16 protein-coding genes, 2 tRNA genes and 1 rRNA gene are annotated in these 23,597 nt (G+C 60.1%); 12 read left to right on the top strand and 7 right to left on the bottom strand.

Translation table 11 applies throughout. The features are described 5' to 3' along the window. The first annotated feature begins 1 nt into the window (after position 1). The 8 genes from B9N72_RS12360 (at position 2) to B9N72_RS12325 (ending at position 7,873) form a co-directional block, all read left to right on the top strand. Complete coding sequence (locus B9N72_RS12360; RefSeq protein ID WP_085276699.1) at positions 2-532, top strand: hypothetical protein; 531 nt, start codon at positions 2-4, stop codon at positions 530-532. Then, complete coding sequence (locus B9N72_RS12355; protein ID WP_085276698.1) at positions 529-1,077, top strand: hypothetical protein; 549 nt, start codon at positions 529-531, stop codon at positions 1,075-1,077. Before B9N72_RS12360 ends, B9N72_RS12355 begins: the two co-directional genes overlap by 4 nt. Before the next feature lie 2 nt (positions 1,078-1,079). Further along, positions 1,080-1,586 (top strand): hypothetical protein, encoded by a 507-nt coding sequence (locus B9N72_RS12350; protein WP_234985971.1) that lies wholly within the window; start codon positions 1,080-1,082, stop codon positions 1,584-1,586. Further along, the gene (locus B9N72_RS12345; protein ID WP_234985970.1) at positions 1,583-3,592 is read left to right on the top strand and encodes a secretin N-terminal domain-containing protein; all 2,010 of its coding nucleotides are present in this window, start codon (positions 1,583-1,585) and stop codon (positions 3,590-3,592) included. Before B9N72_RS12350 ends, B9N72_RS12345 begins: the two co-directional genes overlap by 4 nt. A gap of 27 nt (positions 3,593-3,619) precedes the next feature. Next, positions 3,620-4,129, top strand: a complete 510-nt coding sequence (locus tag B9N72_RS12340; RefSeq protein WP_085276695.1) for a type II secretion system protein — start codon at positions 3,620-3,622, stop codon at positions 4,127-4,129. A gap of 127 nt (positions 4,130-4,256) precedes the next feature. Then, complete coding sequence (locus B9N72_RS12335; protein WP_085276778.1) at positions 4,257-4,661, top strand: type II secretion system protein; 405 nt, start codon at positions 4,257-4,259, stop codon at positions 4,659-4,661. Between the two features lie 2 nt (positions 4,662-4,663). Beyond that, the gene (locus B9N72_RS12330) at positions 4,664-5,293 is read left to right on the top strand and encodes a type II secretion system protein (protein ID WP_234985969.1); all 630 of its coding nucleotides are present in this window, start codon (positions 4,664-4,666) and stop codon (positions 5,291-5,293) included. Positions 5,294-5,965: 672 nt separating this feature from the next. Then, positions 5,966-7,873 carry an Ig-like domain-containing protein gene (locus B9N72_RS12325; protein WP_234985968.1) on the top strand — a complete coding sequence of 636 codons (1,908 nt, stop codon included), beginning with the start codon at positions 5,966-5,968 and terminating at the stop codon, positions 7,871-7,873. Between the two features lie 97 nt (positions 7,874-7,970). Here B9N72_RS12325 and B9N72_RS12320 read toward each other — a convergent pair whose 3' ends face one another. Then, positions 7,971-11,015 carry a hypothetical protein gene (locus B9N72_RS12320; RefSeq protein WP_234985967.1) on the bottom strand — a complete coding sequence of 1,015 codons (3,045 nt, stop codon included), beginning with the start codon at positions 11,013-11,015 and terminating at the stop codon, positions 7,971-7,973. 582 nt (positions 11,016-11,597) lie between these two features. On the opposite strand from B9N72_RS12320, the gene B9N72_RS12315 reads away from it, so the two are divergent. Beyond that, positions 11,598-12,320, top strand: coding sequence for a DsbC family protein (locus B9N72_RS12315; RefSeq protein WP_085276691.1), 723 nt, complete (start codon positions 11,598-11,600; stop codon positions 12,318-12,320). Positions 12,321-12,846: 526 nt separating this feature from the next. Further along, complete coding sequence (locus B9N72_RS12310) at positions 12,847-14,733, top strand: NEW3 domain-containing protein (protein WP_085276690.1); 1,887 nt, start codon at positions 12,847-12,849, stop codon at positions 14,731-14,733. 209 nt (positions 14,734-14,942) lie between these two features. Here B9N72_RS12310 and B9N72_RS12305 read toward each other — a convergent pair whose 3' ends face one another. The 6 genes from B9N72_RS12305 to B9N72_RS12280 form a co-directional block, all read right to left on the bottom strand. After that, complete coding sequence (locus B9N72_RS12305) at positions 14,943-16,841, bottom strand: hypothetical protein (RefSeq protein ID WP_143477825.1); 1,899 nt, start codon at positions 16,839-16,841, stop codon at positions 14,943-14,945. Positions 16,842-17,204: 363 nt separating this feature from the next. Continuing rightward, positions 17,205-17,864, bottom strand: a complete 660-nt coding sequence (locus tag B9N72_RS12300) for a lytic transglycosylase domain-containing protein (protein ID WP_085276688.1) — start codon at positions 17,862-17,864, stop codon at positions 17,205-17,207. A 64-nt stretch (positions 17,865-17,928) separates the two neighbouring features. Next, on the bottom strand, positions 17,929-18,744 hold the full coding sequence (locus tag B9N72_RS12295; RefSeq protein WP_085276687.1) for a general secretion pathway protein GspB: 816 nt from the start codon (positions 18,742-18,744) through the stop codon (positions 17,929-17,931). 5 nt (positions 18,745-18,749) lie between these two features. Then, positions 18,750-20,411, bottom strand: coding sequence for an ExeA family protein (locus B9N72_RS12290; RefSeq protein WP_085276686.1), 1,662 nt, complete (start codon positions 20,409-20,411; stop codon positions 18,750-18,752). A gap of 205 nt (positions 20,412-20,616) precedes the next feature. After that, positions 20,617-20,703 (bottom strand) — tRNA-Leu (locus B9N72_RS12285). 60 nt (positions 20,704-20,763) lie between these two features. Continuing rightward, positions 20,764-20,850, bottom strand: a tRNA-Leu gene (locus B9N72_RS12280). 77 nt (positions 20,851-20,927) lie between these two features. On the opposite strand from B9N72_RS12280, the gene rnr reads away from it, so the two are divergent. Together rnr and B9N72_RS12270 are read left to right on the top strand one after the other, a co-directional pair. After that, on the top strand, positions 20,928-23,147 hold the full coding sequence (gene rnr / locus B9N72_RS12275; protein ID WP_085276685.1) for a ribonuclease R: 2,220 nt from the start codon (positions 20,928-20,930) through the stop codon (positions 23,145-23,147). 339 nt (positions 23,148-23,486) lie between these two features. After that, positions 23,487-23,597: ribosomal RNA gene (locus tag B9N72_RS12270) — 16S ribosomal RNA — on the top strand; the annotation flags it as partial.

The raw sequence follows: 23,597 nt of genomic DNA, 5'->3' as shown, positions 1-23,597 counted from the left end.
CATGCTCACGATCGAGCTGGACTATGTGCGCAAGCAGGAAAAACTCGCCGGCAAGGCGCTGCTGATGGTGCTGGCGGCGCTGCTGGTGCTGCTGCTGAGCGCCTGGTATTACCTCACCGTGTCGCACGAGGTGGAGCGCAGGGCACAGCGGGTGGCCGACAACCGGCATACCCTGCAGCGGCTGCAGCCGGCGCGCGAGCGCCCGCGCGACAAGAGCCTCGATCAGGCGATCAACCAGGCCAACGCGGTCTGGCAGAGCCTGAACCAGCCCTGGCCGGCGTTGTTTTCCGCGCTGGAGCAGAGCAAGACCGACGATGTGGCGCTGCTGGCGGTCGAGCCCGATCCGCTCAAGCACAGCGTGCGCATTACCGCCGAGGTGAAGAAGCGCGAGGCGATGCTGAGCTACATCGAACGGCTGGAGCAGCAGCCGGGGCTGGGCAGCGTGGAGCTGCTGGAGCATCACATCAATCAGCAGGACAACGAGAAGCCGTTTCGCTTCTCGGTGCTGGCTGCGTGGAAGCCCGAACCATGAACACCTTGCTGCCACGCCTGCGTTACGCCCTGCGGCAGCTGGGCTGGCCGGGAGCGGTATTGCTGGCCGCCTTGCTGGGGGCGGGGCTGTTCCACCTCACTGTGACGCTGCCGCTGCAGCAACGCGAGGCGGCCTTGCTGCAGCAAGGCCGGGAGCAGGAGCGCGAGATCGCCCGGCTGCGCCAGGCGGCGGCCAAGCCCGAGCCCGCCCCGGAGCTGCGCCTGGCGCGCTTCTACCAGTCGTTCCCGCCGCGCGAGAGTGCTCCCGTCTGGCTGGAGAAGATCTATGCCGCCGCCGAGGCGCAGTCGCTGGTGTTGCCCAAGGGCGAGTACAAGATATCCCCGGACAAGAGCGGCCGCTTGTGGCGCTACGAGATCAGCCTGCCGGTGAGCGGTTCGTATACCCGCTTGCGGGCTTTCCTGGCCCAGGTGCTGCGGGACAACCCGGCGGCGGTGCTGGCCGATCTGCGTCTCAGACGCGAGAACATCGGCCAGGAGCAGCTGGACGCCACGGTCCGCCTGGTGGTGCTGCTACGGGGGGCATGAGCATGCTGTCGCAACGACAACGCTGGGCATTGCTGGGCGGAGCGCTGGCGCTCTCCCTGCTGCTGGCCGTATGGCCGGATGGCGGCGACAAGGGCTCCCGCGCCGTGGTCGAGGTCGAGCCGCGCCGCCATGCCAGCGCCAAGCCGCAGGAGCAGGCGCCGGTGCTGCTGGCCATGAGCATCGACACGCTGCAGCGCGGCGCGAGCGGGGAGGGCGAGGACAAGGAGGTGAAGAATATCTTTGCCCACCAGAGCTGGTTCGTGCCGCCGCCGCCGCCCAAACCGGCGCCGCCCGCGCCACCGCCCTTGCCGTTCAGCTATCTGGGCAAGGTGATCGACGGCAATCAGGTCACGGTGTTCGTGACGCAGGGGGATCGTAACCTGGCGCTGAAAACGGGGGACGTCGTCGACGGGGTTTACCGGGTGGACACCATCGCGCCACCGATGATGACGTTCACTTTCCTGCCGCTGAGCATGCAGCAATCCCTGGAAATAGGGGGAGCAAATTGAAACGCTTACTCTTTCTCATGCTGGTCGCCCTGTCTGTCCTGGCGGGGTGTGCCAGCAACAAGTCCTTCGTCGAAGGCAAGCGGATGTTGGCCGAAGGCAAGGTGGAAGAAGGTTTCGCCCAGCTGGAGCAGGCGGTCAAGGAATCCCCCACCAACGCCGAATACAAGGCCTACCTGTTCAGCCAGCGCGAGCGTACCGTCAATCAGTGGCTGGCGCAGGCCGTGACGGCGCAGCTGAACGGCAACTTCGACGAGGCCGAGGCCGGCTATCGCCGCATCCTCAAGATCGACCCGTATAACCAGCGCGCCAACGCCGGACTGGACAGCCTGGCCATGGACCGTCGCCACAGCAAGCTGCTGGACGATGCCCGGGCCTTGCAGCAGAAGGGGGCGGTGGATCAGGCCATGGCGCTGGTGGGGCAGGTGCTGGCCGACAATCCGCGCCACCGCGAGGCCCGGATACTGCAGCGCAAGCTCAACGAGGCGAAGCCGCATGACGCGCTGGCCAGTCCGCAGCTCAAGTCGGCGTTGTCGCGGCCGATCACGCTGGAGTTCCGCGATGCGGCGCTGAAGGCGGTGTTTGAGGTGATTTCGCGCACCTCCGGCATCAATTTCGTGTTCGACAAGGACGTGCGGCCCGATCTCAAGGCTACCATCTTCGTGCGCAACAGCACCATCGAGGACGCCATCCAGCTGCTCTTGGTGACCAACCAGCTCGACCGGCGCGTCCTCAACGACAACACCATCATGGTGTACCCCAACAATCCGGCGAAGCAGAAGGATTACCAGGAGCTGGTGATCAAGAATTTCTATCTCGCCAACGCCGAAGCCAAGGACACCGCCAACCTGATCCGCGCCCTGCTCAAGACGCGCGACGTGTTCGTCGACGACAAGCGCAACCTGGTGGTGATGCGCGACACGCCGGAGGCGGTCAAGGTAGCCGAACGGCTGATCGCCTCGCAGGATCTGGCCGAGCCGGAGGCGATCCTGGATGTCGAGGTGGTCGAGGTCAACCGGGCGCGTCTGCAGAGCCTGGGGATCGATTGGCCGAGCCAGGTGGGGTATGGCCTGTTGACCGGCGGCACCAGCACGCAGACCGGGACGGTAACCAACCCGACGACCGGTGCCGTCACGCCGGTCGTCACGCCGGGGGTGGCAGCGACGGTGGCCAGCGGGGTGATCAACCTGCGCAACAATCCGCTCGGTCTGACCACGTTCATCGCCAATCCGGCCCTGGTGCTCCACTTGCAGGCCCAGGATACCGACGCCAACGTGCTGGCCAATCCGCGCATCCGCGTCAAGAACCATGAAAAGGCCAAGATCCACATCGGCGACAAGGTGCCGGTGTTCACCAGCACCGCCGTGGTCAACGCCGGTATCGCGCAGTCGGTGTCCTATCTCGATGTCGGGGTCAAACTGGAAGTGAAACCGAGCATCGGCCTGGACGACGATGTGACCATCGACGTCGGGCTGGAAGTCAGCAGCATCGTCAAGCAGGTGGACTTTGGCACCAGCACCGCCTATCAGATCGGTTCGCGCGCCGCCGATACCACGCTGCGCCTGCGCGATGGCGAGACCCAGGTACTGGCCGGGCTGATCCAGGACGAAGACCGCCGCTCCATCACCAAGATTCCGGGGCTGGGCGATCTCCCCGTGGTGGGGCGCCTGTTCTCCAGCAACAACGACACCCGTTCCAAGTCCGAAATCGTGCTGCTGATCACCCCGCATATCGTGCATAACCTGGACCTGCCCGACCGGCAGATCTCGGAGTTCCGCGCCGGCACCGAAAGCAGCATCGGCGGCATGGGGGCGGTGGTCGGCGGCGTCTCGGCACAGAGTGCTTCGGCTCCAGTGGCGCCGGCAGCGCCGGCAGCACCGGCTGAAGCTCCGGCTGCTCCGGCTCCGGCGGCCCCGAGCGCACCGACCATGGTGCCGGTACCTGGCATTGTGCCGTATCAATCGGCGCCACCCAGCCAGCCAGCGGCCCCAGCCGCCCCGGCCAAGTAAACAGGGCGGACGGAGGAGGGCGATGAGGTGACACCGTTCCAGCCGTCGCGCCGCGCTCGTCTCGGGAGCGGCGGGTTCACGCTGATCGAGATGATGGTGACGGTCGCCATCGTCGCCCTGCTGGCCAGCGTCGCCGTGCCGATGGCCGAACTCGCGGTACAGCGCGAGAAGGAGCAGGAGCTGCGTCTGGCCCTGACCCAGATTCGGGAGGCCATCGACGCCTACAAGAAGGCGGTGGACGAGGGGCGCATCCCCAAGGCGGCCGATGCGTCCGGCTACCCGCCCTCGCTGGAAATCCTGGTGGATGGGGTGCCCGACCCCAAGGATCCGGACAAGAAGAGAAAGTTCTACTTCCTGCGTCGGATTCCGCGCGACCCGATGGCCCGCGACGATGCCCTGGTCGCCGCCGCCGATACCTGGGGCAAGCGCAGTTACGCCAGCCCCGCCGACGCGCCGGAAGAGGGCGACGATGTCTACGATGTCTACTCGAAGACCGAGGCGCGCGGGCTGAACGGCATTCCCTACCGGCAGTGGTGACGCGACCGCCCACCGGTCGGGCTATGGCGTCGGGCCGGCGTGCGGAAGCGGTCGGGCGGACGACAAACTCTGCGGCGCGGCGCCAACCCTGGCTGACGCCACGCCTCGACAAGCTGGGTGCATGGTGATGAAACAGGACAAGCGATGCGGTGGGCGCCGGCGTTATCGAAGCGGTTTCACCCTGATCGAGCTGATGGTGGTGATGAGCATCATCGCCCTGCTGCTGACCATTGCCGTGCCGCGCTACCTGAGCAGCCTGGAGCGTTCCAAGGAGGCGGTGCTGCACAGCGACCTGACCACCCTGCGCGAAGCCATCGACAAGTATTACGGCGACCGCGCCAAGTATCCCGATACCCTCGACGAGCTGGTGTCCAGCAAATACCTGCGCAACCTGCCGAAGGACCCGTTCACCGACAGTCAGACGACCTGGGTGGTGGTGCCCCCGGACGATCCCTCCAAGGGCGCGGTGTACGACGTGAAGAGCGGTGCCACCGGCAAGGGGCAGGACGGCACGGCGTATAGCGAGTGGTAGCCATGGCGAGGCGAAACGGTGTGGTGCAAGGTTGGCCGAACAACGGTTCCCGGGCCAGAAGGGGGGGGACGGCCGGCCGGCTCCAGTCGGGTTTCACCTACCTGGGCGTACTGATGCTGGTCGCCATCATGGGGGCCTTGCTGGCCGCCACCGGCGAGGTCTGGTCCACCGTGATCCAGCGCCAGAAAGAGCAGCAGTTGCTGTTTGTCGGCCACCAGTTCCGCGAAGCCATCCGCCAGTATTACGAGCGCTCTCCCGGCGGGGTCAAGCGCTATCCGCGCAGCCTCGACGACCTGCTGCTGGACAAGCGGTATCCCACCACCCAGCGCTATCTGCGCAAGATTTACTTCGACCCGATGACCGGCAAACCGGAGTGGGGGTTGCTCAAGGCGCCGGACGAAGGCATCGCCGGGGTCTACAGTCTGGCGCGCGGCACCCCGATCAAGGTGGACAACTTCGCGACGCCGGATGCCGCCTTCAAAGGCGCCCAACGCTATTCCCGCTGGCAATTCAGCTATCAGCTGGTACAGCCGGGTACCGCCAACGGCAGCCAAAATACCCTTTCGACATCCGACGCGCAGGACAGCGAGGACGCCGCTGACGAGCAGACCCAGGCGCCCGCCGTGCAGTGAATTCAAGGCTTCCAGATCGTATCGCCGCGCATCGTCGCCATCGCGCCGGCTGTTCATCGGCCTAGCCCATCATCATCTTCCCTCCGGTTTCGGACAGACTGCCGGGCGTTGTAAATACCCCATAGTTTTGCCGTAATCGGCCGTGTTTTATCTTTTTTTGTTAATGACATATCCTTAATTAGAACAAAGGCATAGTGAGTCTGTTTTATCTGTTGGCAACGCCGGGAAACAGCCTCGGCGACCCCGTTTTGATGTGTATAGTGAGGGCCTGATCTATTAGAAATCAGGGAAAAATCACTGGCGATGTCCGGTTCCCGGGCATTCGCAATGACTTGACTGATAGCGTTTTGGCGCACACCAGGCTCTCTTTATAAAAACAGGAGCCAAGGCAACAAATAAGGTGTGGCCGCAGCAAGAAGCGATCGCTGCTCAGTCATTTCCTCAGGGGGGCCAAAGGGGGTCAAGTTCCTGTACAGGAAAGGGCGGGTTCGTCTTGTTCGCATTCGGGTCGGGTTGGCAGGTGAGTTTCCCAGACAATGAGAAAGGAACCTCATGTTTGGAACTGCCGCCGCACCTTGCGGCCAAAGGGGCTTGTTTACCTGTGTCATGCCGGGCTTGCTGTTGGGCCTGACTCTGCTGGCTTCTGGCCCAAGCCTTGCCCAATCAACCAAGATGGCTCCGCAAAACCAGGGCACGACCACGGCCGCGGCCGCCGTCGAGCGTGAAGGCGAGTTGGAAGTGGTGCACGTGCACAACTTCGACAAGACCACCGGCTACCGCTATTTCCTGCGCTCGGAGCAGGGCAGGGTCGAGCTGAAATTCAAGAAGCGCGGGCCGCGTCAGCTCACCGGCACCAAGGTAAAGGTCAAAGGCTCGCTCAGCGGCAACGTGCTTGCGCTGGATTCCACTGGTGGCACCAGTTATCAGGTGCTCGCCGCACCGGCCGCGCCGAATACTTTGGGTGAGCAGCGGACGGCCGTACTCCTGGTCAACTTCCAGGATAACCAGACCCAGCCTTACACGGCGGCACAAGCCAACACCACGGTGTTCGGCGATAGCAGCAACTTCATGAAGGAAAACTCCTCGCAACAGACCTGGCTGAGCGGCAACGTCTTCGGCTGGTATACCCTGCCGATCGCGCAGACCTGCAGCCCCGACAACATCGCCGCCTACGCCAATCAGGCTGCGGCGGCGGCTGGCATCGACCTGTCTCTTTATCCGCGCCGTGTCTATGTCACCCCGCGCAACACGACTTGTACCTGGTCCGGAATGGGCACCGTCGGTGGTTCGCCTTCCTCCGCTTGGCTGAATGGTGCGCTCTATCGCGGCACCGTGACCCATGAAATGGGACACAACCTCAGCCTGTGGCATGCTCACTCGTTGGAGTGTGGGGCGACGACGCTGGGCACCAGCTGCACCCGCAATGAATACGGCGACCCTTTCGATACGATGGGAAGCGGGGTCGTGCATTACAACGCCTTCCAGAAAGAACGTCTGGGCTGGCTGAACTATGGCAGCTCGCCAAAGATCACCACTATCGAGAGCAATGGAGGGACGTTCACGCTCGAGCCCTACGCGGCAGCCAGCAGCGGTACCAAGGCCTTGAAGGTGCTCAAGAGCACGGACCCGACGACTGGGCAGAAGACCTGGTTCTACGTGGAGTTCCGTCAGCCGATTGGTTTCGATAGCGACATCTCGCGTTTCCCGAGTGCCATGAATGGCGTGCTGGTGCATACCGGTACCGATGGTGACGGCGACAGCAGCAACCTGCTCGATACCACGCCGAACAGTTCAGCCACCGACGACATCAGCGATTCGCCGTTGGGCGTGGGTCAGAGCCTGACCGATAGTACCGATGGCATTACCATTGCACTGCAGTCGGTCAGCAGCAGCGGAGCCACGGTGAGCGTCAGCATGAACGGCCAGACACCTCCGTCCCCGACCTGCACCCATGCTAATCCGGGTGTGGCGTTGTCGCCGGGTCAGAGCGCCTCGGTGGCGCCGGGCTCGTCGGTCACGTACACGCTCAGTGTGACCAATACCGACTCCAGTGCCTGCAGCAGCTCGGCCTTCAACCTGGCTGCCACCGTGCCGGCGGGCTGGAGCCGTACGCTCGCCAGTTCGTCGTTGACGCTGGCCCCGGGCGCCAGTGCCAGCACCACGGTGACAGTAACGTCGTCGACGACGGCAACTGCCGGTTCGTACGGCGTCAGCACCAGCGCTGCCAACGGCACCACCAGCGGCTACACCGCGGCGGCCTCGGCCACCTATAGCGTGGCGACCAGCAGTTCGGGGACGACGACCAACAAGCCGCCGGTCGCGGTGAACGACAGCGCCAGCACCCTGAGCGGTACGGCGGTCAAGATCGCCGTGCTGGCCAACGACTCCGATCCGGAAGGCAAGCCGCTGTCGCTCAAGTCGATTACCTCGCCGTCCCGCGGCAAGGCCGTGATCAACAGCGACGGCACGGTGACCTACACGCCGAACGGGAAGTTCAAGGGGACGGACAGCTTCAGTTATACCATCAGCGATGGCGTCAACACGGCCAGTGCCAGCGTGGCGGTGCAAGTCACGAGGTAACGGCCAAGTCATCAGTCGACAGCCGGGGGCTCCTGGCTTGTCCTGTCAACAAAAAGCCCGGCTCGAAAGCCGGGCTTTTTCCATCATGCCGCCCTGATTACTGGCAGGCACTCGGTAGGTTGTTGTTGTAGTTGTCCAGACGCGTGGCCAGGCTGTTCGCCAGGCTGGCATCCGCTGCACTCAGCTTGCCGGTGTAACTGTTCCCAGTGAACTGGTACTTGGTCAAGAGATCGTTGGCTTGCTTGATGGCATCGGTGACCTTCGCACACTTGGCCGCTCCCGCCGCGTAGTTCAGTTCGGCACCCACCAGTTGCGCCGTCATGTTGAACAGCGGGTCGCTGGCTTTCTTCGTGCCGGAGAACGTGGACTTGTTGAGCAAGCTGACTGCCTTGCTGCAATCCGGCGCCGTATTCGGCGTTGCCACGCTGCCATGCAGATAGAAGCTGTCTACCTGGATGCCGGTCGGCTCGGCACTGGCCATGGTCTGGTCGAGAACCGGGGCTTGCTTGCCATTGCTTTGCTTGCAAGACGACCAGTTCTTCCAGTAGCCGATGGTCCGCGCATTGCCTCCCGGAGGCGGAGCATTGTCCAGGGTGATCTGCTTGAAATCACCCGCATTGAGAGTGAAGCCGACGCAGACGGTGCTGTTGTCGCCGCCATTGGGCGGGAAGAACGCGCCAGGCAGAGAGGCCAAGGTTGCCGTCCATCCCGGCAATACGCCTTCTTCACACAGCTGGTAGGTACCCGGGACCACCTTGTCGAAGGCGATGGTGCCGCCATTGAGCGAACTGGCCACCAGGGTTTGCAGCTTGGTGCCATCCGACGAAGCGGATGCGCCGGTACGCAGGCTGAAGGTAAAGGCCTCGCTACCCGTGATCGGAAGACCCTGGAAGGTCTTGATCACCTGGACCTGGGCGCGCTTGATGTTCTTGAAGGTGCAAGAGAACACCTTGCTCGCATCGGCCGGGTAATCCACCGTGAAGGTGCAGGTCTTGAGGGTCGTGTCACCGTTGACACTATTCAAGTCCCAATCTGCCTTGGTGGTTTCCGTGACGGTATAGCTTCCTTCCGAAAGCGAGAACGGTTGACCGCCGCCGACTTGGAACGTCACATACCCTTGTCCAGCATTGGCTACCGCCGTGACGCCAGAGCCGGTTCCCGGGCCGGTCAGGGTAAAGGTCCATGCGTAGCCATCATCACCAGATTGCTGGGTCGGGTCGGTGATCTTCTGAACCTGGGCCGTAGCCGGTCCAAACGCCCGCTTGTTGTTGAACTCCGCCGTCCCTGTGCAGGTTGGCGAGCTGTCCACCACATTAAGGTTCACCGTCCGCTGGCTACCGCTCGGATCGGCAATGACGCCGGACGTGCTGACGTTGCTGGCATTGACGAAGAGGGCTTCTTCAGTGACCAGGTAGGTGTCAGGCACTAGGCTATCCAGAACGACCGATTTCGGCGAGGCGTCACCCGGATTGAAGGTGAGTTCCTTCTCTGCCTTGTAGCTGGCGTCACCGAGGCGGGTGATGGTGAACTTGATGACATACTTTTCACCGGTGCCCAGGAACGACATGGCCTCTGCATCGATCGATTTCTTGATCGTCAGCTCAGCCGACGCGTCGGAGTTGATCGTGACATTGACCGGTCCCGAAACCTGAGCGGTGCCATCCTTCGGCGTCAGCGTCGCGGTGTCGGTCAAGGTGCCCGAGGTGATCTTCTGACCTGCCAGATGGATGGTCTTGTTGAACACCACGGAGCCGCTCGTGCTCTGCTCGCCGGAGGTCCAGCCGACCGGGCCGGTGGTCTGAGTCCCGAGAGTGTAGGCCGGATTGAAGCTACCCGATACGCTGCCGCCGAGGCTGTCAACCGAGAACTTCAGGAAGTTGCCGCTGATCGACTCGGTATCAGTGATGACAGCCGTTGCGTTGGTCGTCGTGCCGGTGCCGATGGTCGCGCTGGCCTTGGCTTCGGTGTTGCCAGGCACTGCGATGCCGGTAGCCTTGTCGATGTAGGTAGCGGTGGCGACGTCATTGAGAGAGCCATCGCTGCCGTCTTCTGCCAACAGCACCTTGGTATGCGTCAGCACCAGCAGCTCGGTGGCGGCCGGCACATCCTTGTCGCCGGAGTTAGCCGTGTCGAGCAAGTTTGCCTGCGTCGTTCCCTTGTAGATCTTGTCGGTCACGTTCACGGTAATGGTGCGCGACGCCGGGTTCTTGGCGTACACGTTGGTCGTGACGGTGACGACACCGGGTATGGCCGCCGACTTGGTCCAGGTGATGGTGATCTCGACCGGTTTCTGGTCGGAGAAGTCCTTGGAGCAGACGTTGCCGAACGATACCTTGGTCGGGTTGGCTTCCTTGGTGATGTTCCAGGTGAAGTCGGTGTCCTGCTTCGCCGACATGTCCTTGCGCAGTTCCTGCGGCAGGATTTCCTTGACCGGAATGGAAACATCGCGGCAGCCAAGCCCAGAGCAATCAACAGTGGATGCTCCGGTTGGGAGTGCGAGGTTCGAGTGAAGCGACGATCCCGGGAACAAATGCGAGCCCAGTGCAAGCCGCTCATAGTAGTCATACACACAGGTCGTATTCTTGGCCTGCGTGATGGTTACTAGGCGGAAGATGGATTGGTCAAGCCCCCCCAAGCCTGGCGTCATATTCGTCTGGGCGCCAACGGTGGGGGCCGTGCACGAACCGCTAGACAAGGAGGTGTTCAGCACGGGGACTGAAACGACGTCATAGCCGGGGGCGGTTCCGCTCAAGTTGTCGGCCACTACGGCAATGGTATAGATCTGGTTTGATGGTGCCGAATTGCCCGCTGCCGCTGTTACACGGTGGGGAACCAGGTCCAGCTCATTCCAGCCCTTGCCAAGGTTGCCCGTGGTATAGGCCGCATCAGGGCAAACAAAAGGGCCTCCGACCGGGAAGGTGATCGACCCGTCATTGCGGCAGCCTTCCAGTGTGAAATTGACATGACTCGGATCGGTAGCAAACGCAGGGCTTGCGCCGAGAACTAGAAGCAAGGTGGTGAGTAGTAATCGGAAAAATGTTAGTAAAGGTCGTTTGTCGCCGCCCGGCGTCATCGCCGTGGCGGATGAGTGCGTTCTGGGAGCTTTCCGGCGTCTCCCGAAACAATTGGAGTCCATTTCCATACCTCCTCTGATTGCTCAAAGGCGGTTCCTGCCAAGGAATCGCACGCTTGATTCCCCCACGGCCAGCGACAATATCGCCAGGATGTTTTATTGCTGTTACTTCTTATGTCCTTATTGGCTCATCCTGCACTCAGCAGGTTGTTCTGCTCAATGGACGGATCGGCATAGGCTTAATTGGCGGGCGCAAATGTGTATACCGATAGGGTTGCCTCCAGCGTAAGAGAAAGATACACAATAAATATTAGGGCATGGTTTCGAAAGATTCAACGTCATGTTTAAAATATAATGTTGGCAACTCTCGGAAATAAACATCCATATATATGAATATCCGCGCTGCTGATGGGATGTTTTTTGTTTGGAGATAATACAAAATTGCGAGCGGGGTGGCCGGCGAAAAGACGGCTGCTTGATCGCTAGTTATGTCAAAGGCAATGTCGCTCGGCAACCCTCACCCGTTTGTGCCCGGTTTTTCCGATCAACCGGGTTATCGGCATGATGAATCCTGTGCATCATTTCCCTCCTTGAACTATATCTAATTTTACTTATTCCGTATTTCCGGACAGAAAAAAGGGAAAGAGGGTCATGAAGAAACACTTATTGCTGGGCGCGGTCATTGCGATGGTATGGTTGGCAAATGGAGCCTGGGCCGATGAAAAATCAGTCAAATCGTTATTCGAACAGCGCTTTCCAGGAGCCAAGGCAGAGTCGGTAACGAAAGAGTCCCTCTCGGGGCTGTATGAGATTTTTGTGGGGGGGCAGGTGCTCTATGCCGATGAAGGGGTCAATTACGTCATACAGGGCAGCCTGGTCAACGCCAAGACCCGGCAGAACCTGACCGCCGAGCGGCTGAAGAAGCTGACAGAGATGCCCTTCGACAAACTGCCTTTCGATCAGGCCATCAAGATCGTGAAAGGCAACGGCACACGCAAGCTGGCGATCTTCGAAGACCCGGATTGCCCCTTCTGCAAACAGCTCGAGACCGAGCTGCGCAAGGTCGACGACGTGACGCTCTACGTTTTCCTCTACCCGCTGGAGCAACTGCACCCGGGCTCCACCGCCAAATCCATGAAGATATGGTGCGCGCCGGATCGCGCAAAGGCCTGGCAGGGCGCCATGCAGGGTGGCATCGTTCCTGAAGGCAAAGGGGAGTGTGACAATCCGGTCGAGAAACTGGCCGAATTCGGCCGCTCGCGCCGCATTAACGGCACCCCAACCCTGATTTTTGAAAACGGCACCCGTATCGCTGGTGCCGTTCCGGCAGAGAGGATTGAACAATTGCTGGGCGAGAACGTCGCCAAGCAATAAACCAGCCCAGATTTCCCACCCACTAGCCCCTTGGTTTCCCAAGGGGTTTTTTCTTTCGTGTCTGATGGTTTTTGTACGGCTTTTTTATTTGTATTATTTTATGTTAAATAAATATATATTGCTGCATAGATACGGCTTTGGTATTACTGATTTCGTGGATCGTGGCCAGATTGCTTGCTAGTGCTATGACTTTTTGTTCTTTTTGTGTTTTGTTCCATTCAAATGTCTTGTTTTTTCACCTTGCCGGATAGTCGATTGCCATTTGTGGCTGGCGGTGTATAGTGAGCCTGCCAATGTTAAGCAAACATAGGAAACATCCACCGCAGACGGCGCCGAAGACAAGAGCGCCTTTTCGTGGCAGGTTATTGGCTACCAAAAACAATAAATGGTTATCAAGATAATAAAAATGGCAAAACAAAAAAGGGTTTATTGTTATTGCGATAGGGGCATTTTTTTATCCTGATAGCCTTGGCGAAATGACCGGTTAGGTTGCGGTGGGGTTTCCTTTTATGAAGAAAGGAATCTCATGCTTCGCCATTCAGGGGGATTATCCGGCCAGCGCGTCGGCCTGCACAGCATCCTGATGTGTTGCTGGCTGACGCTGCTTTTTTTTGCCTCCCCCAGCTTTGCCCAATCCGCCTCCGGCTTGTCCCAAAGCCCCCAAGCTCCTTCCGCGGCGCAGTCCGTCCAACTCCAGGGTACGTTGGAAGTCCTGCACGAGGATGACTTCAAGAACAAGAAGAGCCGCACCCGCCACTTCCTGAAAACCGAATCGGGCGACCGCTACGAGCTGAAATTCAAGGGAAAGGTGCCGCCGCATCGGACCGGCACCAAGCTGCGCGTGAAGGGCGTCAAGAGCAGTAACCTCGTCTACCTCGACACCAGTGGCAGCACCAGCGGCAGTATCGAAGTGCTTGCACAGGTGGCAATGCCGAATACCCTGGGTGAGCAGAAGACGCTCGTCATCTTGGCCAACTTCCAGGACCAGCCGACCAATTACACCAACTCCTATACGGGGCAGCCCATCACGCTGTCCGGGGCAAATTCACTGATCTTCGGTTCTGGCCAGGGGACGGTGAACGGCTTCTACACCGAGAATTCCTATCAGCAGACGACCATCGTCGGAACCACCGTCGGCTGGTATACGTTACCGCTCAACAGCACCATGTCGACCTGCGATACCGCGTCGGTTGCCACCTACGCCAAGCAGGCGGCCACCGCGGCTGGGGTCGATCTGTCCTTGTACACCCGCTACGTGTATGTCACGCCCTACATTGCGGCGTGTGGTTTTGCCGGCGCATCGATGGTGGGCGGCAACGAAGCATGGATCAATGGCTTGTTTTCCGTGAACGTCATCGCTCACGAACTGGGGCATAACTTGGGCCTCGAACATTCCCATGGCCTGTATTGCTCGAATGGTTCCGTCATCGGCAATGGTGTGCTCTTTCCCATTTCGAACAATACCGCTTGCACGATGGTCCAGTACGGCGACACGTTGGATACCATGGGAGCGGCATCTCAATATAATGCCCCCCACTTCAACGCCTTCCAGAAAGAGCGGCTAGGCTGGCTGAACAACAGCGGCATGCCCCCCATCACCACTGTCACCACCAGCGGTACCTACACGATCGATCCCTACGAGCCCACGGGCACCAACCCCAAGGCGCTCAAGATTTTCAAAGGCCTCGACGCGTATGGCTACAAGACGTGGTACTACGTGGAGTTTCGCCAGGCGATCGGCTTCGACAGCGGGCCCATCAGCGGCAGTTACCCCTCCGTCAACAGTAGCAATATCCTGAGCGGTGTGGTGGTGCATGCCTATTCCGAGAACAATGGCGGCGGCAGTGGCTATCTGCTGGACATGACGCGGGCAACCATCGAATACAATGCGCAGGATCCCGCCCTGGGCGTGGGTCAGAGCTTCTCCGACCCTGCTGCTGGCGTGACCATTAGTACCGCCTGGGCAAATGGCAGCAATGCTGGGGTGACCGTGACGCTGTCGGGTAGTGGAAGCACGACTTCGACGTGCACCAGGGCCAATCCATCCGTGGTGCTGTCATCCTCGCAAAGCACCTCGGTGGCTGCCGGTACCGCTGTCACTTACACCGTGGCGGTCGCTAACAACGACAATAGCGCCTGCTCCGCGTCGGCCTTCAACCTGCAGTCGAGCCTGCCTTCCGGCTGGACCGGCACCTTGGGCAGTAGCGCGCTGACCATCAGCCCGGGCGGTACGGGCTCGACGACGCTGACGGTGACCTCCGCATCCACGGCCTTGGCGGGCTCCTACAGTATCGTGGCTACGGCGACTAATAGCACCAGCACTTCATATAGCGGCAGCGGTTCGGCAACCTATTCGGTAGGTTCCTCGACCACGACGACGACCAGTACGAAGGGGAAGGGACGCATCAAGTGATCCCAAGCAAGGATAGCTGCGTTCTGCGCGCCGCTATTCAACTCGCACCTGGCGAGCGGCTTGACTGTCGGTAAAGTAGGAAAAGACTGCCCGCGTTAAAGAAGATTGAAATAACGTCCGATGGAACAACAACAGGGCGGTACGGGTTTCCCCGTGCCGCCCTGTTGTTTTGTCATGCCGGATTCAAACTGTCGGCATCCCCATCGGCCTTACGGCGTAAACGGTACAAACGGGAAGGCGCACAACGGCTCTTTATCCGAGAGGTCGGATGCGTTATAGGCCGCATTGCCATTGTACTTCGCCCGCAAGCACAGGAACGCTGAGCCACTAAGGTCATTTGTCGAGGAGACCGCAGTGGCTGTAGCCGTCCCGTTGTTAAACGTAGTGCTTCCAACGCACTTGTATTCCACCGCTGGCGTCTCCAAGGCAGAGCAATCGGCCGTTGTGTACTTGCTGAATGTGACGCTACCCGGAACTGCACTGGTTGGATTGCTACATTGAGCATCGCCAAGAACTGCCGTCACGCTGCTGCCAACCGTGGCCGTCACCGTTGCGACGTCAACCGTGTGGACGGTGCCACCAGTGACATCCGTGTTCACTGCCGTGTTGTTAAGGATTGCCCCGGAGGCGCTGTCTTGACGGATTCGGGTGAATACCGAGCTCGCCAGCGTTGTTACTCCTAACGGTTCGCATGATGCTGAGGGAACAGGGCTCGGTAGCGGTACTGCCGGATAGAACCCGCCGCCGCCGTAGCTGGCGAAATAGGAGATATCCTGACCCGGTATGGTTGTGTACGTACCGGAATTCGCCACAGCGGTCGGATTGCCATTCGAGTCCGTGCCTCCTGCTGTCAGGTCAATTTCCGCGCTGGTAGTTGCAGGGGTGCCAGAGCAGGTTTTATTGTCCCAGCGGTAGAAGATGACTTTGCCAGTTGGCGTTCCGCCTGTCGGCGAGCCCGTTACAACGACGCTGTCATGAATCACGGTGCCGCCAACGATGTTGGTACTGCCCGTAATGTCGTTCTCGGAGCCATCCCGGATCGCCGTTTTGACCGCTGCGCTGCAATTCTCGAAATCACGGAGGGCAAAGTCCTTCAGCTGGGCGGTGATGGATTGCGAAGAGCGAGTCTTCACCAGAACGCTCGGGAAGCACGATGAGGTGAGATTCAGCGCGGTCAGGTCGATGCCCCACTCGGTGAAGGCGTTCTTTTGCAACGAAAAGATTTCATTTCCCTGGCCGTCGACGTTGACCCAAGGTCCGCCATCGATCGTGCCTCCGTTGCTGAAGGCGCATACCCGATGGACACCGTTGAGGTCGAAGTTGCAGCCAGCGGGCACGACCCCAATTAGGTCGTAGTTATCCCCGGTTGCGATCTTGCCGAGCACGGTATCCACTTGTTTGCTCTTCACGCCTTCATGACGCGCCCGAATGGACAAACCCGCGAAGTCGCCACCGTTGGTGAAGTCCATGCTGATGAGGAGGTCGCCATCCTTATTCGAACCCGTAAACTTACAAACCGTATTGGCCGGGCAGGGTGGGGTATGGTCCAGGCCGACGTTGTTCTGGAAGAACTCGAAGTCGATGTGAGAATCCCCGTTAGGCACTTCGCGTTCGGCGCCAACGTAAAGCATCCTATGTCCATTGACGATTTTTTCGTAGACATAGGCGTTGGTGATGTCATCCTTGGACGGGACGCTGGCGGTAGTCCAGGTCCACTCTGTCGGATGCTGTGAGTTGGTATCGGAACCTTGGCTGGTATAGGTGGTTTGGTCAGCGATGTTACCCGGCTGGTCCTGGATGAAACGGGCCACAACCCCGCCATACAGATTGTTGCCGGTGCTAACCGTACCATTGGGGTTGACGACGAAAAGATCAGCCCAATCGGGACCCGCCGAAGGGGTTCCACTGCTGCAGGATGTCGTGTCACCGAGAATGTTGGTCAGGCCTCCTTCGTCGCAGTTCTGGCCCGGCCCAAGTTCAAAAATGCTTTGGTCGCTAGGGTCGGCGGCAAAGGCGGGGGGCGCCGCACCCAATCCCATGACAGCCATGCAGGCAGCGAAGGCTGTCGTCAAAGCGGTTCGATTTAATTTATGAAAACACGTACCCACGATACACCTCCTTTGAAACATTCAAAGGCGGTTCCTCTCTAAAGGAATCGCACGCAGATTCCCCTTTTTTTCTACTTAATTGCCAGCAGAACTATCTATCTTCGTTATTTTTATTCGTCCACATGATCAACAAGCACGATGCGGAAGACTTCAGCACCTGCTGAATCATCGAGGTGATTCTTCAGTGCGATAACAGGAAGGCGGCTTCACATTCTCCCGGTGGCGAAACCAAATCACACGCTTAATGCTAGTATTCTCTAACAAGTAATTCAAAAAAATATTTAAAATATGAACGTGGCAACACTATGGCGGAATACTGTTCAAGCTGGCATTTTCAGGGCGGGGTACGTCGGTTAAAGCGGCTCAGGGTTGCTGTTGATTGCGAGCTAAGCCACTCATGACGCGAGGGACATAATTCAGTGTTTCCTTATACGGCGGAATGGTATTGCCATAGCGGGCGACGGCCTGCTCGCCGGCATTGTAGGCCGCCAGCGTCAGCTTAAGGTCGTTGTCGAAGCGGCTCATCAGGTCGCGCAGGTACTGCGCTCCGCCGCGAATGTTCTGCGCCGGATCGTAGGGGTCGGCCACGCCATAACGTCGTGCCGTCGCCGGCATCAGCTGCATCAGGCCGATGGCTCCCTTGGGGGAAACCACGTTCGGGTTGTAGCCCGACTCCACTGCGATGACAGCATGCAGCAGCGCGGCGTCCATGTTCAGGGTGCGGGCGGTGTCATCGATCAGACCGGCTACGCGGGCACGCAGCTGTGGATCAATGGCCGGTGCGGGTTGGGCGGGACGTTCACTTGCCGACGCCGAGCTGTCGGCAGGAGCCGGGGCCTCCTTCGGTGTCCGCATGAGCAGAGCATAACGCTTGTCCTGTGGCACGTTGCTGAAGTGCAGCGTGCCGTCGGCATCCTTGAACGCATAGATGTCGGCCCAGGCCCCGTTTGTCAGGAGGAGGACTGGTAACACGACGGCCAGGCGTGCGATCAGGCGGGGTGAGAGAGGAAAACGGGTTGTCATGGTGATCCCTCTGCCGCATCGGAGACTGATCAATAAGCTCAGTCCGGTGTGCGGCTTGTCGTTGTCAATACATGCCGGTGCGGAAACGATATCCCTTGTAATTCAATATGATGCCGTCTGGCAAGATGCTTTCCAGCTTCACCCCGGCCGCGACTTCATCGCCGGCCCTTCGCGCCCGGTCATTGATGATGGCCATTCGCTCATTGTTGTCGGCCGAAAACGAGGCACCGGCCACCGTCACGTTCTGTTCCACTTCCTTGCGTAGTTCCGCCGGCAGCTCGCCGAAATCGATGACCCGGTTGCTGCGCTTGAGGTTGGCCGAAGGAGTGGGCTCGGCTGGTGCGGGGGCCGTTGTCGCGGCGGCCGCTGCCTCCGTGACCGCGGGTTGCGTTGGAACAGGAGCCTTGCTGTGGTGCCGCTCCTCGGCGGAGGGCGTTTCACGCCGAATCTTGGCCACGGAGGGGAGCGGGGGAGGGCTTGGCTGAACGGCTGCCGGGGGCGCGATTTTCTCCTCCGCGGTCGTGGTGGGCAGAGGCGGCGTCTGGCTGGCCGGGGCCGTCCGCTCCCTGTCCTGCCGTGGCGGAACGGCGCGGCCGTCCTGACTTCCCCGCCAGGCCTGGTTTTTCGTCAAGGCCGGTGCATCGGCCTGAGGTCGTGGAGTCTCGGCCAAATGCTTTGCTGCCGGGGGGCGCAACACGAACAGGGCTCCACCAGCCAGCAGGCTTCCACCCAACAGCGCTAGCAGTGCCAGATTGGGCCAGCGCCGGTGCGGGCCGGTGGCTGCAATGGTGCCGGTCACGTGGACCGAGTTGAGGGTCGGCGCCGCGGAGCGCTGTCGTTCCTGATCGGCCTTCAGCAAAGCGTCGAGAATGTATGACATGGTAGCTACCCCTTCATCCCTGGATTTTTCGTGGTCGTGCCAAGCAGGCGCGGAGAGGTCGTATCGCTGCTGCGGGTCAGACGGATCAGCGTGTGCGGCCCGACAATGCCATCGCTCGGCAAGCCATCCGCGCGCTGAAAGCGCATGACCTGTTCCTCCAGCCGGGCATCGAACAGCGGGTTCTGGGCCGTGGCCGACAACGGTTCCAGAGGTTGGCCGAACTGATGGTTCAACCAGGACACCATCAATCCCCGGCTGCCGCGCGCCAGCGGGGCCCGGTAGTTGGGCGGCGCCTTCCATAACAGGGTGTAGCGCCCGCTCCAGAGTTGGTTCAGGGCCGATAGCGGCAGCGTGAACATCTGCGCACCGGACATCAGGACGGCCTGGCTGTCGTGCAAGGCGGAAAGCAAGAGGTAACCCGTGCCCCCATCCGGCAGACGCAGCTGCAGCACGGCCGGCCGATCGAGGCGGCGTAATTGCTCCAGGTCGCCTGACTCGCTCAGACAGTGCAACCCGAACGCCTCCGCCTGCCGGCAGGTGCTGGCTTCGTCGTCGACGGGCAAGCGGATACCCCAGCGTGCCAGCAGTGCCTGGTAAGCCTGTCTCACGCCGTCCGGGCCCGTGCTCTGTGCGAGAAAGGCCGGAGCCGATACGGCCGACGTGTCCGTGCGCATGGCGCGGGCCGAAGAGGTGGCCGGAGCGGCGTGTTTGGCGAGGGACGGTTTCAGGCCTGGGGTCGATGGAACCGCCCGGTTTTGGGCAAAGGGCTCGGCGTAATAGAACAAGGCCGTCGCGAGGGTCGTGGCACTGAGCAAGGCACCCAGGCCAATCACCAGTTTCTGCCACGACCGGGGTGCGCTCTGGCCGTATACCTCTTTGGCGGCCTGACGCACGATCTCGCGGTCGACTGCGTCCTTGCCCTGCACGTAGGCACCGAGCAGGGCGCGGTCGCACAGAATGTTCAGCTTGCGCGGTATCCCCCCGCTCAGGCGAAACAGCAGGCGGTTGAGAGAGGGGGAAAACAAGGTGCGCCGGCTCCCCGCGACATCCAGCCGATGGTGGACGTAAGCCGTAATTTCCTCCGGCTGCAGTGGGCCGAGGTGGTAGCGGGCGACGATGCGTTGCGAGAGCTGCTGCAATTCGGGCCGCGCCAGTTTGTCGCGCAGCTCGGGCTGACCCAGCAGGATGATGTGCAGCAGCTTGCGCTGGTCGGTTTCAAGGTTGGTCAGCAGCCTGATCTGCTCCAGCACGTCGCTGTCCAGGTTCTGCGCCTCATCGATGATGAGGAGGGTGGTCCGTCCCTGGGCATGGGCCGCCAGCAGATGGTCGTTGATGCCGTCGGTAAAGGCCTTGTTGCTGGTGTGATCAGGCGGGGCGGGAATGTCGAGTTCTTCGCAAATCGTCGACAGCAGCTCGAGCACGTTCAGCTTCGGGTTGAAGATGAAGGCGACGTCGCAATTGTCAGGCAATTGCTGCAGGAAGCAGCGGCAGATGGTGGTCTTGCCGGTCCCGATCTCGCCGGTCAGCAACACGAACCCGCCGTCCCCGCCAATGCCGTACATCAGATGAGCGAGCGCTTCGCGATGCCGATGGCTCATGAAGAGGAAGCGCGGGTCCGGCGCGATCGAGAAAGGCGGATCGGCCAGGCCATAATGGTTCGTGTACATGGCACTGCCTATAATGGCGTTGTACTCAATGACTTGCTTGAAAAAATTATAGTAAGCGCTTTAGGGTGTGCTAGTCGGAACGACTGTTTTTTTTGTTTGGAATAGACGCAGAGCAACAGCGGTCGCTGTGCAGTGAGTCGGCGCCAGCGCGGGGGAGGGGGTGGAAAAACAAAAAGCCGTTGAGTTGAACTCAACGGCTTTTGTCTGGTGCCCAGGAGAAGACTCGAACTTCCACAGTGTTGCCACCGCTAGGACCTGAACCTAGTGCGTCTACCAATTCCGCCACCTGGGCATAAAACTTTAAATTGTAACTACAGACCGGCTATGCTTAGCCCATCTTCAAACTATTCCGTGGTGCCCAGGAGAAGACTCGAACTTCCACAGTGTTGCCACCGCTAGGACCTGAACCTAGTGCGTCTACCAATTCCGCCACCTGGGCATCGCTTTGCTGTATCATCTGCGCCACAGCAGTGCTGCGATGAGATGCGAATTATAAGGAGCTCCCAGAAATTGTCAATGCCCTCGAAACAAAAAAAACAGAAAAACACTTCCCTGCGCTTGCAGGATCCCCATCTTGAGCGGGAAAAACTCAAGTATGACAACCCCTTACCGAGCCGGGAATTTGTCATTCAACTGCTCACCGAGCAGGGTGTGCCACTCTGGCCGGACGAGCTCGCCCAGATGCTCGACATCAAAAAGGATGAATTTCGCTACTTCGAACGTCGCCTGCAGGCCATGGAGCGTTCTGGCGAGATCATCATCAATCGCAAGGGCGCCATCTGCGTCGCCGACAAACTGGAACTGATCAAGTGCAAGGTATCGGGCCATCGCGACGGTTACGGTTTCGCCATCCCTGAAGAGGCGGGCGTCGAAGACATCTTTCTGTCCGAGCGCGAAATGCACAAGGTGCTGCATGGCGACCGGGTCATGGTCAGCATTACTGGCACCGACAAGCGTGGCCGCAACGAAGGCCGCATTGTCGAAGTGCTGGAGCGGGCGGTGCAGAAGCTGGTCGGGCGCATCTACCTGTCGCGCGGCGTGTGGCTGATGGTAGCGGAAGACAAGCGCATCAATCAGGACATCCTCATCGAACCCGGCGGCGAAGGGGGCGCACAGCATGGCCAGGTGGTGATCGTCGAAATATCGTCGCAGCCCGACAGCTATCGTCAGCCCATCGGCCGGGTGGTGGATATCCTCGGCAACTACGCTGACCCCGGCATGGAAATCGAGATCGCGCTGCGTCAGCATGATCTGCCGCACATCTTCTCGGATGCCGCGGTCGAGCAGGCCCAGGAGACGCCGAAAAAGGTTCGCAAGAGCGATCACAAGGGCCGGGAAGACCTGCGCGAGCTGCCGCTGGTCACCATCGACAGCGAATCCGCGCGCGACTTCGACGACGCCGTCTTCGCCGAGCGTGTCGGCAACGACTACCGTCTGGTGGTGGCGATCGCCGACGTCAGCCATTACGTCAAGCCGGGAGACGCGCTGGATCAAGATGCCGTGGAGCGAGGGACCTCGGTCTATTTCCCGCGCCGCGTCATTCCGATGCTGCCGGAAGCCCTGTCCAATGGCATCTGCTCGCTCAACCCCGACGTCGAGCGTCTTTGCATGGTCTGCGACATGCAGATCAGCGCCAAAGGCGAGGTCAAACAGTATCGCTTCTATCCGGCGGTGATGCAGTCGAAGGCGCGTCTCACCTATAACGCCGTGTGGGATTGGTTGCAGCATGGCTCCGATCACCCGATGTTGCCCAACCTGCAAACCTTGTACAGTCTCTTCAAGGTGTTGTTGGCCGCGAGGGAAGAGCGCGGCGCCATCGAGTTCGACAGCACCGAAACCCAAATGGTGTTCAACGAGAGCGGCAAGATCGACAAGATCGTGCCGGTGGTACGCAACGACGCCCACCGACTGATCGAAGAGTGCATGCTGGCTGCCAACGTGTGCGCGGCCGATTTCCTGCTCAAGCACGAGCATCCCTGCTTATTCCGCGTGCACGAAGGGCCGACGCCGGAAAAACTGGAAAACCTCAACACCTATCTCAAGCTGGTGGGGCTGGCGTTGGGCGGGGGCGAAACCCCGACTGCCAAGGATTACGCCAAGTTGGCCGAACAGATCCACGGCCGCCCGGATGCCCCGGTGTTGCAGACCATGCTGCTGCGCTCCATGCAGCAGGCGCTCTATAGTCCGGACAATATCGGCCACTTCGGCCTGGCCTACGACGCCTACACCCACTTCACCTCGCCGATCCGCCGTTACCCCGATCTGCTGGTGCATCGCTCCATCAAGGCGGTGCTGGCCGGACGGCACTACAAGGCGGGGAAATGGTCGCAACTGGGTGAGCACTGTTCCATGACCGAACGTCGTGCCGACGATGCCAGTCGCGACGTCGAGGCCTGGCTCAAGACCTACTACATGCGCGACAAGATCGGCGAGGTATTCACCGGGGAAATCAGTGCCGTCACCAGCTTTGGCGTGTTTGTGCTGCTCGACGGCATCTATGTAGAGGGCCTGCTGCACATCTCCGAGCTCGGCAAGGACTATTTCCACTACCGCAAGGACATCCAGGCCATCATCGGCGAGAAGAGCGGGGCGCGTTACCAGCTGGGCAGTCGACTCACCGTCAAGGTGGTACGCGCCGACCTGGAAAGCAGTCGCATCGATTTCGTGCGGGTGCCGGAGTTGGAAGCGGCTGACGAAGACAAACCCGTAGTAAAGAAAAAGCGCAAGGTCAGCTAAATGCGACCCGCCCCCGATTTCTGGGGGCGTATAACAAGGGTTGGCTTCGGCCAACCCTTTTTGTTTACGAATTGGTTTTGCTTATACATCAATGGCTTGTGGTCGATGCGCCAGTTTTTTGCGATTTTTCTGTAAAAAAGCGTTGACGGGGGTGGGGTCGGGGCGTATAGTTCGCCTCCTCAGCTGACGCCGCGACGGAAACGAGGCGGTCAGCACCGCTCTTTAACAGACAGAATAACCGATAGGTGTGAGTGCTCGGCAAAGCCGACACTTGCACTGCAAGACAGGAAGTATCTCGATATTTCTTTGATCTTGCGTGCCAAAAATTGCTATGAGATTGAACTGAAGAGTTTGATCCTGGCTCAGATTGAACGCTGGCGGCATGCTTTACACATGCAAGTCGAACGGTAACAGGGGCTTCGGCCCGCTGACGAGTGGCGAACGGGTGAG

It is taken from the genome of Pseudogulbenkiania subflava DSM 22618 (genome assembly GCF_900177275.1).
GTDB classification, from domain to species: Bacteria; Pseudomonadota; Gammaproteobacteria; order Burkholderiales; family Chromobacteriaceae; genus Pseudogulbenkiania; species Pseudogulbenkiania subflava.
This window is presented reverse-complemented; position numbering and strand designations above follow the sequence as displayed.

Coding starts and splice junctions, on each gene's coding strand:
- B9N72_RS12320 (WP_234985967.1), bottom strand. CDS start 11,015: ATGGAAATGGACTCCAATTGTTTCGGGAGACGCCGGAAAGCTCCCAGA.
- B9N72_RS12335 (WP_085276778.1), top strand. CDS start 4,257: ATGAAACAGGACAAGCGATGCGGTGGGCGCCGGCGTTATCGAAGCGGT.
- B9N72_RS12350 (WP_234985971.1), top strand. CDS start 1,080: ATGCTGTCGCAACGACAACGCTGGGCATTGCTGGGCGGAGCGCTGGCG.
- B9N72_RS12325 (WP_234985968.1), top strand. CDS start 5,966: ATGGCTCCGCAAAACCAGGGCACGACCACGGCCGCGGCCGCCGTCGAG.
- B9N72_RS12310 (WP_085276690.1), top strand. CDS start 12,847: ATGCTTCGCCATTCAGGGGGATTATCCGGCCAGCGCGTCGGCCTGCAC.
- B9N72_RS12355 (WP_085276698.1), top strand. CDS start 529: ATGAACACCTTGCTGCCACGCCTGCGTTACGCCCTGCGGCAGCTGGGC.
- rnr (WP_085276685.1), top strand. CDS start 20,928: ATGCCCTCGAAACAAAAAAAACAGAAAAACACTTCCCTGCGCTTGCAG.
- B9N72_RS12330 (WP_234985969.1), top strand. CDS start 4,664: ATGGCGAGGCGAAACGGTGTGGTGCAAGGTTGGCCGAACAACGGTTCC.
- B9N72_RS12300 (WP_085276688.1), bottom strand. CDS start 17,864: ATGACAACCCGTTTTCCTCTCTCACCCCGCCTGATCGCACGCCTGGCC.
- B9N72_RS12290 (WP_085276686.1), bottom strand. CDS start 20,411: ATGTACACGAACCATTATGGCCTGGCCGATCCGCCTTTCTCGATCGCG.
- B9N72_RS12360 (WP_085276699.1), top strand. CDS start 2: ATGCTCACGATCGAGCTGGACTATGTGCGCAAGCAGGAAAAACTCGCC.
- B9N72_RS12295 (WP_085276687.1), bottom strand. CDS start 18,744: ATGTCATACATTCTCGACGCTTTGCTGAAGGCCGATCAGGAACGACAG.
- B9N72_RS12315 (WP_085276691.1), top strand. CDS start 11,598: ATGAAGAAACACTTATTGCTGGGCGCGGTCATTGCGATGGTATGGTTG.